17 protein-coding genes are annotated in these 15,260 nt (G+C 65.2%); 11 read left to right on the forward strand and 6 right to left on the reverse strand.

The genetic code is table 11. The annotated features are described in order from the left end of the window. Window positions 1-18 precede the first annotated feature (18 nt). The 8 genes from ACTNAU_RS03580 (at window position 19) to ACTNAU_RS03615 (ending at window position 5,478) form a co-directional block, all read left to right on the forward strand. Window positions 19-606, forward strand: a complete 588-nt coding sequence (locus ACTNAU_RS03580; RefSeq protein WP_256135441.1) for a hypothetical protein — start codon at window positions 19-21, stop codon at window positions 604-606. Between the two features lie 19 nt (window positions 607-625). Continuing rightward, entirely contained in the window at window positions 626-1,144 is a 519-nt protein-coding gene (locus ACTNAU_RS03585; protein WP_185915365.1) for a signal peptidase I, read from the forward strand. A gap of 77 nt (window positions 1,145-1,221) precedes the next feature. Beyond that, window positions 1,222-1,833, forward strand: a complete 612-nt coding sequence (locus ACTNAU_RS03590) for a hypothetical protein (RefSeq protein ID WP_441097559.1) — start codon at window positions 1,222-1,224, stop codon at window positions 1,831-1,833. 41 nt (window positions 1,834-1,874) lie between these two features. Further along, entirely contained in the window at window positions 1,875-2,576 is a 702-nt protein-coding gene (locus tag ACTNAU_RS03595) for a SipW-dependent-type signal peptide-containing protein (protein ID WP_216400644.1), read from the forward strand. Between the two features lie 69 nt (window positions 2,577-2,645). Beyond that, window positions 2,646-3,143, forward strand: coding sequence for a signal peptidase I (locus ACTNAU_RS03600; RefSeq protein WP_441097560.1), 498 nt, complete (start codon window positions 2,646-2,648; stop codon window positions 3,141-3,143). Further along, window positions 3,140-3,823, forward strand: coding sequence for a hypothetical protein (locus ACTNAU_RS03605; protein WP_185915362.1), 684 nt, complete (start codon window positions 3,140-3,142; stop codon window positions 3,821-3,823). Before ACTNAU_RS03600 ends, ACTNAU_RS03605 begins: the two co-directional genes overlap by 4 nt. Window positions 3,824-3,847: 24 nt before the next feature. Continuing rightward, window positions 3,848-4,555, forward strand: coding sequence for a hypothetical protein (locus ACTNAU_RS03610; RefSeq protein WP_441097561.1), 708 nt, complete (start codon window positions 3,848-3,850; stop codon window positions 4,553-4,555). A 5-nt stretch (window positions 4,556-4,560) separates the two neighbouring features. Continuing rightward, window positions 4,561-5,478, forward strand: coding sequence for a hypothetical protein (locus ACTNAU_RS03615; RefSeq protein WP_441097562.1), 918 nt, complete (start codon window positions 4,561-4,563; stop codon window positions 5,476-5,478). Between the two features lie 83 nt (window positions 5,479-5,561). Here ACTNAU_RS03615 and ACTNAU_RS03620 read toward each other — a convergent pair whose 3' ends face one another. Continuing rightward, complete coding sequence (locus ACTNAU_RS03620; RefSeq protein ID WP_441097563.1) at window positions 5,562-6,671, reverse strand: M42 family metallopeptidase; 1,110 nt, start codon at window positions 6,669-6,671, stop codon at window positions 5,562-5,564. 245 nt (window positions 6,672-6,916) lie between these two features. Between ACTNAU_RS03620 and ACTNAU_RS03625 the strand changes: the two genes are divergently transcribed. Both ACTNAU_RS03625 and ACTNAU_RS03630 read left to right on the forward strand, forming a co-directional pair. Continuing rightward, complete coding sequence (locus tag ACTNAU_RS03625) at window positions 6,917-7,777, forward strand: BtpA/SgcQ family protein (RefSeq protein ID WP_441097564.1); 861 nt, start codon at window positions 6,917-6,919, stop codon at window positions 7,775-7,777. Between the two features lie 106 nt (window positions 7,778-7,883). Then, window positions 7,884-9,410, forward strand: coding sequence for an FGGY-family carbohydrate kinase (locus ACTNAU_RS03630; RefSeq protein WP_441097565.1), 1,527 nt, complete (start codon window positions 7,884-7,886; stop codon window positions 9,408-9,410). A 50-nt stretch (window positions 9,411-9,460) separates the two neighbouring features. Here ACTNAU_RS03630 and ACTNAU_RS03635 read toward each other — a convergent pair whose 3' ends face one another. The 3 genes from ACTNAU_RS03635 to ACTNAU_RS03645 all read right to left on the reverse strand — a co-directional run bounded on the left by ACTNAU_RS03635 (window position 9,461) and on the right by ACTNAU_RS03645 (window position 12,438). Then, a complete protein-coding gene (locus tag ACTNAU_RS03635; protein WP_441097566.1) occupies window positions 9,461-10,264 on the reverse strand; it encodes a GNAT family N-acetyltransferase in 804 nt (267 codons plus the stop codon). Next, window positions 10,248-10,775, reverse strand: a complete 528-nt coding sequence (locus ACTNAU_RS03640; protein ID WP_216400636.1) for a GNAT family N-acetyltransferase — start codon at window positions 10,773-10,775, stop codon at window positions 10,248-10,250. The genes ACTNAU_RS03635 and ACTNAU_RS03640 overlap by 17 nt, the downstream gene beginning before the upstream one ends. A gap of 139 nt (window positions 10,776-10,914) precedes the next feature. After that, window positions 10,915-12,438, reverse strand: coding sequence for a hypothetical protein (locus ACTNAU_RS03645; protein WP_441097567.1), 1,524 nt, complete (start codon window positions 12,436-12,438; stop codon window positions 10,915-10,917). Window positions 12,439-12,799: 361 nt separating this feature from the next. On the opposite strand from ACTNAU_RS03645, the gene ACTNAU_RS03650 reads away from it, so the two are divergent. Beyond that, window positions 12,800-13,333 carry a methylated-DNA--[protein]-cysteine S-methyltransferase gene (locus tag ACTNAU_RS03650; RefSeq protein ID WP_441097568.1) on the forward strand — a complete coding sequence of 178 codons (534 nt, stop codon included), beginning with the start codon at window positions 12,800-12,802 and terminating at the stop codon, window positions 13,331-13,333. 88 nt (window positions 13,334-13,421) lie between these two features. On the opposite strand, the gene ACTNAU_RS03655 is transcribed toward ACTNAU_RS03650, so the two are convergent. Together ACTNAU_RS03655 and ACTNAU_RS03660 are read right to left on the reverse strand one after the other, a co-directional pair. Beyond that, entirely contained in the window at window positions 13,422-13,847 is a 426-nt protein-coding gene (locus tag ACTNAU_RS03655) for an acyl-CoA thioesterase (protein WP_256135452.1), read from the reverse strand. Between the two features lie 14 nt (window positions 13,848-13,861). After that, entirely contained in the window at window positions 13,862-15,217 is a 1,356-nt protein-coding gene (locus tag ACTNAU_RS03660; protein ID WP_441097569.1) for a hemolysin family protein, read from the reverse strand. Window positions 15,218-15,260 lie beyond the last annotated feature (43 nt).

Here is a 15,260-nt window from a genome sequence, read left to right on the forward strand (position 1 = left end):
TGCAGAAAGGAGAAACCCATGAAGGCGTTTTGGAAAAACCGCAAAAAACTGCTGCTCTCCCTTCTGACAGCGGCGTTGGTCTTTGGCATCGGCTCGACTTTGGCCTATGAGGCGTCGGGCACCGGCGCTGTCACCAACCGCTTCTCTCCTGCCGACATGAGCACCGTGATCGAGGAGGACGACTCCCTGGGCAACAAGACGGTGTCCATTGCCAACACCGGCAAGTCCCCCGCCTATGTGCGGGCGCGGATCATGGTCTCCGGTGTGGCCGAGAGCGATCTCCTGTTTGTCCCCAAGGGCAGCTCGATGGAAGATGAGAGCAAGGTCTACATCGAGATCAACCGCACCGACTGGGGCCGGGTGAGCGGCGACACCTCGAAATCGGGCTTTTTCTACTACTGTGCCCCCCTCCCCGCCGGAAGCGCCACCCCGCCGCTGATGTACAGCGTGAAAATCGGCAAAGACCTCTACGGGGACGAGGGGCAGCCCAAGACTTTAAGCGACTTTCTGGAGCAGACCGGCTTTTCGGTCACCATCTACCAGGAGAGCGTCCTCGCAGAGCCCGGCGGCCTGACCTCCCTGCCCGCCATCGCGGCCCTGTTCTAGGGCGCGGGGGAGAAGACCGATGGCAAAAAAAATCTGCAACACCCTCTCCGCCCTGCTGCTGGCCGCCCTGGCGGCGGTGGCACTGGCCATCCTGATCCCCATGCTGCTCGGCTACCGGGAGATGGCCGTCCTCAGCGGCAGCATGGAGCCGGCCATCCCGGTGGGCAGCATCGTCTGTGTCAAGCCCACCGAGGCGTCTCAACTGCAGGCCGGCGACGTCTGCACCTACCTGCTGCCCGACGGCAACACCTACGTCACCCACCGGGTCCTCAGCGTGGACAGCGAGGCCCGCACCCTGGTGACCCAGGGGGACGCCAACGACGCCCCTGACGGGGAGATCGCCTTTTCCCAGGTGTTCGGCCGGGCCGCCTTCCACCTCCCCCTGCTGGGCTATCTCACCACCGGCATCAAGACCCCCACCGGCATCTTTGCCGCCTGCGGCCTGGTCATCCTCATCATCCTTCTCAACTTCGTCCCCGCCATCATCGCCGCGGGGGAGGCGGAGAAGGCAGGCGCCCCCAAATCGGGCGACGCCTGATCCCCTATCGGAACGCGGGGCCCCAGCGCCCCTCACATAAACCGTTTCAACGCCAACTTGAAAAGGAGCAACCGAATATGAAAAAGAAAAACATCCTCGTCATGACCCTCTCTCTGGCCCTGGTCGCCGTGGTCGCCATCGGCGCCACTCTGGCCTACTTCGTCAGCACCACCAACAAGGTGGAAAACGCCTTCTCCGCCAGCGACGGACTCGCCATCGACCTCAACGAGCACAACTACATTCAGAACACCAACCAGCTGGGCACCGACGAGGTCAAGGCCAACACCTACAAGGACATCTACCCCAACAAGGTCGTCCCCAAAGACCCGTTTGTCTCGGTCGACACCGTCCCCACCACCGGCGCTGACATCTTTGTGATCATCAGCGGGGCGGACGACGATCTGATGAGCCTGAACATCGACACAGCCAACTGGACCAAAATCACCAAAGAAGATGGCGTCAACGGCATCTACAAGTACAACAAGTCCGTCAAGGCCACCGGCGATCTGACCCCTGTCTTCAACAAGGTCACCTTTGCCAACTACAGCGAAAAGCCCGCCAGCATTCCCTCCATCTCCCTCTACGCCTACGGCATCCAGTCCGAGGGGATGAGCGGCAACGACACCACCAGCGCCCTGGCCCTGACCGCCCTCAACGCCAAGGCCGGCACCAACTTCACCCTGGCCTAACGCCAGGCCAACCACACCAAAACAGCAAAGGGGTTTGAATGATGAAACGCAAAAATGCACTGATTGCCGCTGCCAGCCTGCTGCTGGTCGCCGTTATTGCCGTGGGGGGGACCCTGGCCTACTTCACTGACACCACCGCCCAGCGCGACAACGTCTTCACCACCGGCAAGGTGGACATCGGCATCGTCGACGCCTCGCCCGCCGGCACGGTGGACGGCAAAGAGATGGTCACCGCCGTGAACGACAACGAGGGCAAAGGCCTGGGCTATGTCGACATCATGCCCGGCGACCTGATCAGCAAGACGGTGGGCGCCACCGTGGAGGAGGGCTCGCAGCCCTGTTACCTGGCCATTCGGGTGACCGCCCAGGCCGAGGTCCCGAACAGCCAAGACGCCAACATCAACAGCGCGTCGGTGAGCAGCCAGCTGCTGGACCTGGTCGCCGCTGAAATCGACACCGACAAGTGGATCGTCAGCCGGGACGGCGACGCCCTCCTCTGCTACTACAAAGAGGCCGTCAGCTACACCGCCCCCGCCGCCGGCGAGACCGTCAACCCCGCCAACCAGGTGACCCTGTTTGAGCACTTCGCCATCCCCGGCGAGGCGTGGGACAACAACTACGCCCAGGCCGGTTTCTCCCTGAATGTCTCGGCCGCCGCCGTGCAGCAAAAGAACCTGGAGGCCCCCAGCCTCACCCCCGCCGCCAACACCGCGGCGATCCAACTCCAGGGCCTGTTCAACTAGTTCCACCCTTTGCCCCGTCCCCGCGGATGGGCAGAGCAAACCAATTGAAGTGAGAGAGGAGGGAAGGCCGTGAAGGCAAAGGTTCTCAGCGCCACGGCAGCGGCGCTGCTGATTGGCCTCTCCCTTCTCACCCTTCCCCTGGTTTTGCCCCGGCTGCTGGGCTTTCAGGTCTACTCGGTCCTCACCCCCAGCATGGTGCCGACCCTTCCGGTGGGCAGCGCCATCTACACCAAGCCCTGCGCACCGGAAGGGCTTAAAGAAGGGGCGATCATCACCTTTTCCCTGGGCAGCGCCACCGAACTGGTGGAGGTGCACCGGGTGGTGCAAAACGACACCCAGAAAAGGGAGATCATTACCAAGGGCGACGCCAACGCGCAGCCCGACGTGACCCCGGTCGCCTACGGCCGGGTGACCGGTGAAGTCCTGTTTTCCATTCCGCTTTTAGGCGCCGTCTCCACGGCTTTACACTCCGTCGGCGGCATCGCGGTCTGCATCGCAATCTTCGCCCTGGCGTGCCTGCTGTGGGCATTTGCAGACAAGATCAAGAAGAGGGAGCGTTTCAAGTGAAAAAGAGATTTTTGCTGATGGGTGCGGCGCTGGTCCTGGTTGCGGCAACCGCCGTCGGCGGCTCTCTGGCCGCCGGCCAGATCGAAGGCGACCGGGCAGTGGGCGCCCCCTTGGCCGCCACCACCCTGCAGATCGGCTGGGCCGACGGCCAGACCCGATCCCCGGCCGCCGAGTACCAGTTGAGCCAGCCGGTGATGCCCGGCGACACCGTCGCCCTGGCAGACGCCACCGGCAAAGCCGGGGTGTACAGCGTGCAAAACACCGGCTCGGTGGCTGCCTACGTGCGGGTCACAGTGACCAAGTACTGGGCAGACGAAGAGGGCGAAGGGAAGGGCAAGCGCACCGATTTGGACGGCTCGGCCATCCAGGTGAGCGCACCGGCCGACAGCGGCTGGCTGGAGTCGGATCCCCCCTTCTCCAGCGGGGAGACCCAGACCTTCTATTTCCGCCGCCCCATCTCCCCCCAGGAGGCGAGCGAGGACCTTCTCCAGTCCCTCGCGGTGGACGCCGCGCTGGGCAACGAGTACACCGACAAGACCATCCGCTTAGAGGCAGTGGCCGAGGGCGTCCAGTTCGCCGGGGCCGCGCACGGCGATGTCAACCAGAAGGGCATCCTCACCAGCTGGGGCGTTTTGGCCCAGCTGGACGAGAGCGGCAACATCACAGCCATTGAGCAGTAACGGCAGAAAGACAGGTGACAAGAGATGAAAAAACGAATGGGCGCAGTGAGCCTTATCCTCTCCCTGCTTCTGGCCGTGGCTGCGCCGGCGACCGGCTTTGCCGCCGAGCGCGGCGAAGTCGCCTACACCGGCGACGCGCTGGTCTGCACCGGTCAGATGAGCGGCTTCTCCTCCATCCTTCCGGGGGTGGAGGCAAGCGACACCCTCCTGCTCGAAAACAAGAGCGGGGCGACCGCCAACTTCTACATGAAGACCGACGTTCTCAACACCCTTGAGAAGGCCGGCGCCGCCGGGGCGGGGTACACCGTCCGCCTCACCTGCAAGAGCGGCGAGACCACCAGCGTCCTCTACGGCTACGACCCCGCCACCGGCGAGACCACCGGCGCGCTGGTGGGCGGCCGCGACAGCCAGGAGTTAAAAGAGCTCAACAGCCAGCTGGAGGGCTACCGCCTGGTGGCCACCCTAAAGGCGGGGGAGCGGGCCGAAGTGACCCTCTCCCTCCTCCCAGACGCGGCTTCGCTGGGCAACCCCTACCAGGCCAGTGAAGGGCTGATCCAGTTCACCTTCCAGGCCGCCGAGGTGACCCCCCAGACCGAGACGGTGGTCAACCGGGTGCCGGGCGAAACCATCTTCACCGGCGACTACGCCCCCATCTTTCTGCTGGCAGCGGCCGCCATCATCGCCCTGCCGCTGCTGATCATCCTGAAAAAGAAACACAGAGAAGAGGAGTGAACGAGATGCGCAACCTGACCAAGCGGCTCTGCACCCTGGCGCTGGCCTTTCTGCTGTCGCTGATGGCGCTGCCCGTTCACGCCGCCGGCAACAAGGGCTATGTGGTGACCTTCCGCCCCGGCGAGTACGGGCGGTTCTCCCAGAGCTACCTGCAAAAAATCGAGGCCACCGGCTATTCCTACCAGCTCAGCAAGGCCACCGGCAGCCTCTCCATCCTGGTGCCGGTCGGGGCCGCCCTGCCCGACGCCCCCAACCCCAGCGAGATCCAGCTGACCGAGACCCGCTATGAGGTGCTCGACGCCGCCCCCGGTTACCAGAACGGACAGTCGGCCACCGGCGACATCACCACCGTGGCCAGCTATGGGCTGACCAAGCAGGGCGACACCTACGGCTACACCGTCCGCTTTGTCGACCGGGAGACCGGCGCCGAGGTGGCCCCCGCCCTGCAGGGGGTGGCCAGCAACGCGGCCACCGTCACCTTCAGCGCCCCCACCGTGGCCGAGTTCACCGCCCTGGCAGCCAGCCAGACCCTGACCATCGGCGCCGACAGCAGCGCCAACGTCCTCACCTTCTACTACGATTCGGTGGTGCACACCAACACCGTAACCGAAGAGGTGCCCCAGTACCAGCAGGTGCCGGGCACCACCCCGGGGACAACGCCGGGCACCACGCCAGACACCACCCCCGCCGCCCCCGAGGGGGAGGAGATCCCCGAGGAGGAGACCCCGCTGACCCCCAGACCCGGCGATGAGACCCAGGGGGAGAATATCCCCGACCCCGAGGTCCCCGAGGCCCAGAACCCTGGCGGCAGCCATCTCTCCCCCGTGGCGATCGCGGGGATCGGCGTGGGTGCCATCGCCCTGACCACCCTGGCCGTCGTCTTGATTTTCAAGCGCCGCGGGCGCAAAGACGCCGCGCAGTAGCAAGACCCCTTTGCAAAAAAGAGAGCGCCCGAACACCGGCAATGCCGCGTTCGGGCGCTCTTTTTGTCTGTCTCTGCAGGGGGTCAAACGGGGTATCTGCCCAGGTCAAAGTCCCTGTCCAACCGGTAGAGGGCGGCGCTCACCAAACGGCCCACCTGCTCCAGATCGCCCAGGTCCACCGTCTCCATGGGGGAGTGGCTGTAGCGGTCGGGCGCCCCCAGGTCGATGCAGGGGATGCCCTCGCCCTCCAACTGCAGGTAGGCGGTGTCCGAGAGGGCGCCCCTTGCGGCGTGCCGCTGGATGGGAATGCCGGTCTCCTCGCCCGCCTCCCGCAGCAGTTTCAGCAGGCCGCGGTGGGCGATGTTCCCGTTGAGGGTCCCTTTTCCGTGGAAGTTGAAGAGGGTGACCCCGGGGCCGCCGCCCATGGCCACGTTGCTCACCGCCCCGCGCTGGTCGGGAGTGTCGGCCGCCCCCGGCCCCAGCAGGGAAAAGGCCAGGTCGGTCTTGACGGTGCGGGCCGCCATCATCGCCCCCCGGGCCGAAAACTCCTCCCAGACGGTGCCCACCAGGTGGACGGTGGCGCGGGCCGGCTGCTCGGCCAGGGCCGAGGCGATCTGCACCAGGTTGGTCAGCCCGGCCGCCGCATCGATGTAGGAGCCGGCGATCCGGTCGCCCACCAGCTCGATGTAGCGGGGGGCGTAGATAGCGGGGCAGCCCACCTGAATGCCCATCGCCAGCACCTCCTGCCGGCTCTTGGCGCCGATGTCGATGAAGAGGTTGCCGATGGGGTCGACCTTGCTCTTTTGCTCGGGGCTCTGGATGTGGTAGGCCCGGCAGCCGATGATGCCGTGGTGAAAGCCCCCGTCCTCGTCCCCCACCTCGACGGCGATGCCGGGGAGCACCTTTTCCGGCACCCCGCCCATCCGATCGAAGAAGAGAAAGCCCCCCTCGTCGATGCGGGTAAGGATAAAGCCGATGGTGTCCAGGTGGGAGAGGACCATGGCGCTGGGCGCTTGGGGGTCGGTGCCGGGGAAGGTGGCGATGGCGTTGCCCAGCCGGTCGATCTGCACCGAGTCGGTGTATTTTTTCATCTCCTCGCAGAAGCGGCGGGCCATCGGCCCCTCGAAGCCGGAGAGGCGGGGGGTCTCCATGAACTCCCGCAGGATCGGTTTCATCTCTTGTTTGTCAAGCATGTGCGCACCCCTTTCAAGTCTCGCGTGGCCGGTTCTGCTCCCATTATACTAAACTGGCGCCAGTTTGCAATTGCCCTGTTTTCTTTTTTCAACATTCCCAATTGCGGGGCCAAAATCTCGACAAATCGGCCGCTTGCTCTCTTTTTCCCCGAGACTGTGAAAGTTGCTGCCTTTTGTTCCTGCAATTTCGTCGATTTGATAGGCAGTAAAAGGGTTTCGCCCGCTTTTTTACAGGAGTATAATAAATGACAAATCAACCAAACGCCCTGCGGGGCCTGTCTGTGAGGAGGAGTTTCATGTCCTGGGTCAAAGAGCTGTTTTCCACCGAAAAGCCGATCATCGCCATGTGCCATGTCCGCGCCCTGCCGGGCGACCCCTATTTCGACGAGGAAAAGGGGATGGACTGGGTCGTCGAGCGCGCCCGGGAGGACTTCCTGGCCCTGCAGGAGGGCGGCGTTGACGCGGTCATGTTCTCCAACGAGTTCTCCCTGCCCTACCTGACCACCGTCAAACCCGCCACCACCGCCGCCATGGCCCGGGTCATCGGCGAGCTGAAAAAGGACATCCACATCCCCTTTGGGGTCAACATGCTGTGGGACCCCTTCGCCTCCCTCGACCTGGCCGCCGCCACCGGCGCCTGCTTTGTGCGGGAGGTCATGTCCGGCGTCTACGCCGGCGACCTGGGGCTGTGGAACACCAACACCGGCGAAATCGTCCGCCACCACCGCAACCTGGGGCTGAGGGGGAAGGTCAAACTCCTCTTCAACATCTTCCCCGAGGCCGCCGCCTACCTGGGGGACCGGGACATCGTCGACATCGCCCGCTCCACCAATTTTAACGACAAGCCCGACGCCATATTGGTCTCCGGCCTCACCGCGGGCGAGTCCACCGACACCCAGGTGCTCAAAAAGGTGAAGGACGCCCTGTCCGACACCCCGGTCTTCTGCAACACCGGCTGCAAGAAAGAGACCATCGAGACCCAGCTCTCCATCGCCGACGGCGCGGTGGTGGGGACCACCTTTAAAAAGGACGGGAAGTTTGACAACTTCACCGACTACGACCGGGTGGTCGACTTTATGAATACAGTCAAGGCATTCCGGAAATAGAGCTCGCTTCCTGCGCGCAAGTGGCCCGCGGCTAAGGTGCTGTTCGCCGCCGGCCCTTTTGGTCTCTGCCCGCGCGTCACGGCGGGCTTGCGAAAGGGGGACTTTGATGAAACAGTACGTCATGGGCATCGACGGGGGCACCGGGGGGATGCGGGTGGGCATCTACGACCTGCAGGGGAACCCCGCCTGCTTTGCCAGCACGCCCTATCCCACCGCCCACCTCCACCCCGGCTGGGCCGACCAGGCCCCCGCCGACTGGTGGCGGGCGCTGGTGCAGTCGGTGGGGGAGGCGCTGCAGAAAAGCGGCATCTCCCCCCGGCAGATCGCCGCGCTGGGGGTGGACACCACCAACTGCAGCGTCCTCCTCTGCCAGCGCGACGGCACCCCGGTGCGCGACTGCCTGATCTGGATGGACGTGCGCAGCGCCCCCCAGGCCGAGCGCATCCGCGCGCTGACGGGGGAAAACCTCTCCCCCGAGTGGATGCCCTCCAAGCTGCTCTGGCTCAAGGAGAACGAGCCCGAACACTACGAGGGGGCCCAGGTCTTCTGCGAGTACCAGGACTGGATGACCTACCGCCTCACCGGCCTGTGGAGCATCAACGTCAACTGCAGCTGCAACTGGGGGTACGACGCCCGGCTGGGGGACTTTCACCGGAATTTCTACCGGGCCATCGGCCTGGCCGACGCCCTGGACAAATTCCCCTACAAACGCGTCTTTCGGGTGGGGCAGCCCATCGGCGGGCTCACCGAGGAGGCGGCGACCCAGTTGGGTCTCTGCCCTGGCACCCTGGTCTGCCAGGGGGGGATCGACGCCTCCATCGGCATTCTGGGGATGGGCGCCTGCCGCCCCGGCCAGGTGGCGCTGATCACCGGCTCCTCCAACCTGGCCATGGTCCTCACCCCCGACCCGCCCCCCTTCGGCGAGGCCACCGTCAACGCCGGGCCGGACAACCTCATCGAGGGCTACTACACCGCCTACCGGGGCCAGGTCAGCTCCGGCTCTATCCTCAAGTGGTTCATCGGCGAGTTCTGCAAGGACTTGAGCGCCCGCTGCGAGGAGAGCGGCGAGTCGGTCTACGCCCTGCTGGACCGGGAGGCAAAGGACCTGCCCATCGGCAGCGGCGGCCTCATCGCCCTGGATTACTGGCAGGGCAACCAGCACCCCTACCTGGACGGGAACGTGCGGGGGCTGGTCTACGGCTTCTCCCTCCACCACACCCGGGCCCACCTCTACCGCGCCCTGTTGGAGGGGATCGCCTACGGCACCGAAAACCTCCTCTGCCAGCTGCGGGAGAACGGCTTTGCGGTGGAGCGGCTGCACATCAGCGGCGGCACCGCCCAGAGCGACCTCTTCTTGCAGATCCACGCCGACATCAGCAACGTGGAGATCCTCGTCCCCCGGGACAAACAGGCCTCCTGCCTGGGTTCGGCCATCTGCGCGGCGGTGGGGCTAGGGGCGTACCCCGACCTGCCCACCGCCTCGGAGGCCATGGTGGCGATGGAAAAGCGGATCCTCCCCGACCCCGCGCGCCACGCCCGCTACCAGGCGTTTTTCGAGCAGTACCGCAAGCTCTACCCCCAGTTAAAGGACTGGATGCACGACACCACCGCCCTGGCGGCAGACGGCCAGTAAACCCCACAGAAGGAGCGAGAGCGCCGGCTAAAAAGCCGGCGCTCTTTTTGTCATGGGTTGCCGTTGCACGCCTCCACAAAGGCGCGCTCCCGGGCGGTCATCTCCACCCAGGCGGGGCGAAACCCGCTCTTGATGGCGTTTCTCACCGAGCGGATGTTCGACCACGCCGCGCAGTAAAAGGGCACCTTGCCCCGCTGCAGGGTCTCTGCCGCCAGCCGGCTGGTGAGGGCGGCGGCGATCCCCCGGCGGCGGTAGCCGGGCAGCACGTCGATGCCGATCTGCCACATCTCCTCGCAGTCGGCCGAGCAGCCGGCCAGCCCCACCAGTTCCGCCCCGTCGTAGGCCCCCACCGCCAACACGTCCAGCTCCCGCCGCTTTTCGCAGAGGGCGTTGCTCCACCGGGGCAGGTAGAGGGGGGCCAACTCCTCCGGCCCCAACAGCCGGGTGGGCAGGGGGGAGGGGAGGGGCCGCAGCGCCCGCAGGTCGGGGAGAAAGTACTCGGCCATAAAGCAGATTTGCTGCCCGTGGGGCGCCAGGGCGTCGTTCAAGACGTACAGGTTGGGGGGCTCAAAGCAGTGGACGGGGTCAAACCGGTTCAGGTAATCGGCCACCAGCCCCTCCAACCCGCCGCTGACCGAGGCCACCACCCCGCCCCCGTAGGAGACCAGGTTGCAGGAGAAGGGGAGGGTGAGGTACCGCCGCGCCCTCTCGTGGGGACGGGAGGGGACGATCCGGTTCTCCCCCGACAAAAAGTCCTCCGGCCGGCAGCTGCAGTCGATGGCCGACTGGCGCAGGGCCGTCTGGTAAATCTGTTCATTGGTCACCCGCTCCCCCTCCTCAAAGCAGCTTTTCACAGAGGTAAAACCACTTGAGCCCCGGGATGCCCAGCCCCAGGTCCACCCGGGTGCGGCGCTCAAACCCCTTCTTTTCGTAGAGGGCGATGGCCGGCGCATTTTCTTCAAAGACGTCCAGCCGCAGCGCCCGCATCCCCGCCCGGCGGCCCTCCGCGGCGGCGAAGTCCAGCAGGGCAGAGGCGATCCCCTGCCCCCGGCAGGCCGGGTCCACCACCAGGGTGTGGACGCAAAAAACCTCGCTGTAGGGGCAGTCGACAGCCCACTCGCCCTTTTCATAGGCCCCCTCGTAGAGGTGGTTGAGGATGACGGTCCCCCCGATCACCCCCTCTTTTTGGGCGACGTAGAGGGTCCCGGCGGCGACTCCCTCGCGGGCGGTCCCCTCGCCGGGGTACCCGCCCCGCTGCCAGCCGGTGTAGTTGACCCCCTCCACCAGGGCGTCGATGGTCCTGGCGTAGAGGGCGGCGATCTCCTTCACCTGTTCTTCCCGCCCCTTGACGATCTTCCAATCCATCTCTCGCGCCTCCTCTTTCCTTCTTGTTTTTTCACTATACCACAGGCAGGGGAAATCCCCCCTTGCTCGGCGGTGCAAAGAGAGGGAGGCAGTCGGTTGGCACCGGCCGCCCCCCTCTGGGAATGCTCTCTTTTTTCGCCTACTGGACCGGCAGAGCCTCTACCTTGTCGTAGCTGCTGAAGTTGCTCTTGACATAGGCGGCGACCTCCTGGTCGCTCTCCACCCGGTAGGAGATGTTGGACCCACTCACGCTGGCGTCGGTGGCCGAGAACTGGTCGTTGATGGGGCCGACCTTCACCATGTAGTAGTAGACCTTCTCGATGTCCTCAAACTCCTCCTCGGGGTAGTAGGAGGTCTGCTGCTGACCCTTGACGGTGATGGCGTAAACCAGCACGATCTCGTCGTCGGAGTAGCTGCCCGGCTCGTCGTGGACGAAGTAGGAGCCCACCAGCTTCTGCCCGGCGATGGTTTTGTCCTTTTTGTAGGAGAAGCCGTAGGCGCTGCTGAGGATCGAGCTCTTCTTGGAGGAGAGGAGCGACTCCGCCTGGTTCTTGGCGGCGCTCACCGTCTCGGCGGGGATGCTGGCGGCGCTGTCGTAGCGCTCGGTCAGGCCGGTGATCTCGATTTCGCGCACGTCTTCCTTGATTTTGATGCGCATCCGCTTGGCGGTCTCTTTGGAGTAGACTGCCCGCACGACCACCTTGTCGCCGTTTTTCAGGCCGTCGCTGGGCTCAAACTGGTAGCTGATGGAGGATACGAAGTTGGCCACGTCGCTGTCGTTGTAGTCGTAGTCCACATTGGCGCGGTCGAGCAGGATGTAGGCGTCCCCCGACTCGCCCTCCAGGGTGTACTCCACGTTGGAGACCAGGTCCAGCCGGGTCTGGGTGAGGATCGAGATGGCGATGCCCCCGCCGATGAGGAGGACCAGCGCCGCCGCCACCCCGATAAAGGTGAGCTTGCCGGCTTTGCTCTTAGCGAATTCTTTAAATTTCTTCAGCCCCTCGCCCTTGGGCGCCTGGGGAGCCGGGGCGTACCCGCCCTGGGGAACGGTGTACCCGCCCTGCGGGGGGACAGGCGCGCCCGCCACAGCGCCGGCAGCAGCGGCAGCCGGCATCTCGCCGACGGCGCTGGAGCCCTGGGCGGCAGCCGGGTGCTTCTTCGCCCAGACCATCAAAAACACCTGGTAGCCGGCGAGGGCGATCTGCAGGAACATGCCGAACTGCAGCAGTCCCAGCCGCAGCGAAAGGGTGGTGATCAGGCTGGCGCCGCTGCCCAAAGCCCCGTAGACATTGCCGGAGAAGAGGCTGAAGCAGAACCCGATGACCCGGAAATTGAAGCAGAGAAAGAGCAGGTTCAGGCAGGCCACGGCAAAGGCGGCAATGGTGAAGGGGCGGCGGTCCTTCCAGGCAAACAGGCGGATGCCATTGCCCGCGCCGGACACGAGGGTGGCCAGCAGGGAGATAAAGAAGGCCACCATCAGCACCAACAGCAGGATCACCATGAGGCCCAAGCCCTTTTCGTTTGCGCCAAAGCTGGTAAAGTAGCTCTTGATGCTGCCGTAGACGATGCCCAGGGCGATCCAGCAGAGCAGAGCGCCGCCGCCCATGCCGATGGCCAGCCAACCGGTGGCCTTCGGCGTCAGATACTTTTTCAATTTTTCCATCTGCAAAATGTCCTCCTTGCGTGGGAGCGGCCGCCGGGGCGGTCCCGTCAGCCGAACAAATTGATTTTCTTTCGGCCCCCGCCCTGCGAAGGGTGATGTTTTCCCGGGCAGAAAGGGGGTTCATTGCCCTTATTTTAACATATATTCACGTTTTGTGCACAATTTGTTCTTATTTTTTCTGTTTTTTCCGCCGTAATGGGACAAAAACCTTCCAAAAACAGCCGTTTTTTCAGTTGTGAGGCCCCTCGACCGGGTGGGAAAAGAAGAGGGGGAGAAGAAAAGAAAAGGAGAAGGACCTCCTCGAGAAAATGTGGTAAAATAGGGTATCGCACCGCAAACACCTATTGGGAGAGGGGCCTTTATGCAGTACACCGCCACCTATCGATCCCCCCTCGGGGGGATCACCCTGTCAAGCGATGGGGAACACCTCTGCGGCCTCTGGTTCGACGGGGGAAAATATTTTGCCGCGACCCTGGCCGCCGAGCACCGGCCGCGGGAGCTGCCAGTCTTTGAGGAGACCCGGCGGTGGCTCGACCAGTATTTTCAGGGGGGCGTTCCGGGCTTCACTCCGCCCCTGGCCCCCAGCGGCTCGCCCTTCCGCCTGGCGGTGTGGGACATATTGCTGCAGATCCCCCGCGGCCAGATCGCCACCTATGGGGAGCTTGCCGCCGCCCTCGCCCGCGCTCAGGGGCGGGAGCGGATGTCCGCCCAGGCGGTGGGGGGCGCGGTGGGGCACAACCCCATCTCCCTCATCATCCCCTGTCACCGGGTGGTGGGCCGGGATGGCAGCCTGACGGGGTACGCCGGCGGCATCGCCAAAAAGGCGGCCCTGTTGGCCCTGGAGGGGGTGGAGATGGGCGGGCTCTTCCTCCCCAAAAGGGGGACGGCGCTGTGACGGCGGCCCCTTCCGGGCGGGCACAAAAAAAAGGCGGGGCATATCTTCCGATATGCCCCGCCCTTTTGCGCGCTGGTCTGCCGGCCGGTCAGCCCTCTTCCCCCTCCATGGCGGAGAGGACGAGCTGGTAGATGTCCGGCCGGCGCTTTTTTAAATTGAGGGGGCGCAGGTCGGGCCCGGTCCAGCCGTGGGTGGTGCTGCCGGTGTTGATGGGCCGCTCCTCCCCCTCCTTAAAAATCTGGTAGGCAAAGACCACCCGGGCCGGGGTCAGGCGTTCGACCCAGACCTCGACACAGAGGCGGTCCTCGTAGGTGCAACTGCCCTTGAAGTGGCACTCCAGGGCGCTCAAGGGGGTGAGGACCCCCTCCTCCTCCATCTGGGAGTAGGGGAGGCCCAGGGCGGCCACAAACTCGCTGCGGGCTTGCTCATACCAGATGGGGTAGACCGAGTGGTGGGCAATGCCCATCCGGTCGGTCTCGGCGTAGCGAACGGCGATTTGGGTGCGATAGCGCACAGGCAACTCCTCCTCTACTGTTGGCCGGCAGGGGCGCCGGCCGGCCCTCCGCCCGCCTCCCCCTCGGGGGGAAGGCGGGTGATGCGCACCAGGGCGATGCGCCGCTCCTCGACCCGGGCCACCTGGAAGTGGTAGCCCCCGCAGTCGACAAAGGGGGTCTCCCCGTCGTCGGGGATGAAGCCCAGCCGGTCGGTGAGAAAGCCCGCCACCGTGTCGTAGAGCGAGTCGTCGTAGTCGATCTCGATGCCCAGCTCCTCGCAGAGGTCGTCGAGATCGGTGGAGCCGTCCACCAGGTAGGCGTCCTCCCCCTCCCGGCGGATCTCCTCCTCCTCGCGGTCGTACTCGTCCTGGATGTTGCCGACGATCGACTCCAGGATGTCCTCCATCGAGACCAGCCCGGCGGTGCCGCCGTACTCGTCCACCACGATGGCCAGCTGGGCGTGTTTTTGGGTGAGGGACTGAAAGAGGTCGCGGCACTTGACCGAGCCGGGCACGTAGGGCACCGGGCGGACATAGTCGGCGGCCCGCTGCCCGGCGGCGTCGTTTTTCTCGACCAGGGGGAGCAGGTCCTTGACCATCACCACCCCGACGATGTTGTCCAGGTCGCCGTCGTAGACGGGGATGCGGGAAAAACCGGAGCGAATGGCCGCCTCCACCAGGTCGTGAACGGTGGCCGTCCGCTCCACCGCCTCGATTTCGGTGCGGTGGGTCATGATGTCCTCGGCGGTGGTGTCGTCAAACTCGAAGATGTTGGCGATCATGTCCTTCTGGCTCTGCTCGATGACCCCGGTCTCGCCCCCCTCGTCCACCATCATCAAAATCTCCTCTTCGGTGACCGTCTCGGCCCCCTTGGGGGTCCTGGCGCCAAAGAGGGCGGCCAGGGCCCGCCCCAGACCGGCGGCCAACAGCCCCAGGGGGAGGGCCAGCAGCGAGAGCAGCCGGTAGACCGGCAGCAACCCCCTGGCGCAGGCGCGGCTGTACCGCTGCCCCAGGGCGGCGGGGAAGAAGCGGCAGAGGGCGGCGAAGAGGGCGCTCCAGACAAGGGCGGCCCCCAGCAGCCAGACCGGGGCAAACCAGGCCCCGCCACCGGTCACTGCCTCCAGCGCCCGCTGGGCGGGGCGGGCGGCGGCCAGGGCGGCCAGCAGCCCCCCAAAGCCCAGGGCCAGGGTGCCGGTGAGCACCGCCGCCTCCGTCCGGTGGGGGGCGCGCATCAGCCGGGCCAGGGCCGCGTCGGCGCCGGTGAGGTCGGTCTGTTTGCGCAGCCGGTCATCCCAGTCGGCGAGGGCGCCGTGGTAAAAGGCGGTGAGCAGGGCCGCCCCCAGCGCACAGCCAAGGGCGAGAAATAGCCAACAAGTCCCGTCAGGGTCCATTCTGTTTTATCCTCCTCTATGAGCGCCCTCGGCGGTAGCCCGC

The sequence above is a fragment of the Bittarella sp. HCP28S3_D9 genome, from assembly GCF_052065655.1.
In the GTDB taxonomy this organism is placed as follows: domain Bacteria; phylum Bacillota; class Clostridia; order Oscillospirales; family Ruminococcaceae; genus Bittarella; species Bittarella massiliensis.